Here is a 1792-nt window from a genome sequence, read left to right as displayed (position 1 = left end):
AATCGAGTAGGAGGCGCGTTACCGCGCCGACCTCTCACACCACCGTACGTACCGTTCGGTATACGGCGGTTCGAAAGTTTATGTAATAATTTGATTCAATTGTTTCAGTCCTTGTTTCAACCAGTATTCTTTATTCATAGCTGAATCCAAGACAGGATTATTAGACGTTCTCCAATATCCCTTTCGGGAGTTTGCACATTTCCAAGCAGTTCTTGAGTAGATGCCTAATTTCTTTAGGTTTCGGTATTTGGTTCTCGTTTTCTTCCATTCTTTCCATCGGCAGGCTCTCAATCTTCTTCTGATATGTGCGTCTAATAGATATGTATATCTCTTTATATCAGCGATTTTGAAATAGTTTCCCCACCCTTGAATTAGTCGGTTTATCTTTTGAATGCGATACTCCATACTTACTCCCCAATTGCGGTTTGTAAGTTTCTTTAGCTTACCTTCAAACCTTTGTTTAGATTTCTTTGGCACGTACACCCTGACTTTTCCCTTACTTCGGTAGAAACTCATCCCTAAGAATATACGTGCTAAGGGCTTTCCCACCGCACTTTTCTCTTCATTCACCTTGAGTTTTAGCTTCTTTTCTATGAAGTCGGTTATTCCGCTTTTAACTCGTTCACCAGCTTTTTGACTCTTCACGTATATGTTGCAGTCATCGGCGTAACGGACAAATTTATGCCCTCGTTTTTCAAGTTCTTTATCCAACTCATTTAAGATGACATTGCTAAGTAGTGGACTAAGTGGTCCTCCTTGTGGAGTACCTTCTTTATTTACAGACACAACACCATGTTCCAAGACTCCTGCTTGTAAGTACCGACGTATAAGTTTTAATGTCGGTTTATCAGTAATGGTCTTAGCTACGATAGACATTAATTTATCGTGTTGTACTTTATCAAAGAATTTTTCTAGGTCCATATCTACAACATATTGGTACCCATCTTCGATGTATAATCTAGCTTGCTCAATAGCCTGATGAGCACTCTTATTAGGCCTAAATCCATAGCTATGAGGGCTAAATTGTTTCTCGAAAATTGGGGTCAGCACCTGAATAATTCCTTGCTGGATAACTCGATCGGTTACTGTAGGGATTCCTAAATTACGCTTACCACCGTTAGGTTTTGGGATTTCTACCCTTCTAACTGCTCGAGGTTTGTATTGCCCATCCCGTATAAGTCGAATGATTTCTTGTCCGTGTTCTTTCAAATAAAGGCGAGTAGCTTCTATATCTTTCTCATCGACTCCTGCTGCTCCTTTGTTTCTCTTTACCTTCTGAAAGGCTCGATTCATGTTCTCTCGGCTTATGATTCTCTCAATTAATTCGTTATTATATTCCATATCGTTCCCATGTTCTTGACTTTGCACAAAGAGAACTCCACTCTACAATAGAGTTCGTCGGTTTCCGCCCTTCTAGCTCTAATGTAGTCTTACGATTGGCTGTGTCTTCGTTCCTTTGTAAAGTAGTCTAACATGGCCACTCCTTTCGTTCCGTCCTTCTCAACCGCAAGGTTGATACTATGACATCAGCTGACTTCTCTTGATTCAGCTACTTATCACTAAGTGGGTTCCTTTCCAGGATACCAAGAGACCTCCCAGGGTAAGTTCATTCACTTTCTCCTCATATATCTGCCACATTTATTTACGGTTCATCTGGGGATATTTTGGACTTTGTTTTGTTTTGCAAACTCGTCCTGAAACGTAAACCTCAAATGTGATTCGTGTACCTCAGACCGAGGATTTGCCTTGGGCTTCCTTCAGATTCCGCGTCGCCACGGACACCCTTGCCTTT

1 protein-coding gene is annotated in these 1792 nt (G+C 41.1%); it reads right to left on the bottom strand.

All coding sequences use genetic code 11. The features are described 5' to 3' along the window. Positions 1 to 78: 78 nt before the first annotated feature. A complete protein-coding gene (gene ltrA / locus ACR65M_RS26760; protein WP_341333456.1) occupies positions 79 to 1341 on the bottom strand; it encodes a group II intron reverse transcriptase/maturase in 1263 nt (420 codons plus the stop codon). Positions 1342 to 1792 lie beyond the last annotated feature (451 nt).

It is taken from the genome of Ferdinandcohnia sp. SAFN-114 (genome assembly GCF_059415045.1).
The sequence above is the reverse complement of the archived record's forward strand: the minus strand, read 5'-3'. Positions and strand labels throughout refer to the sequence as shown.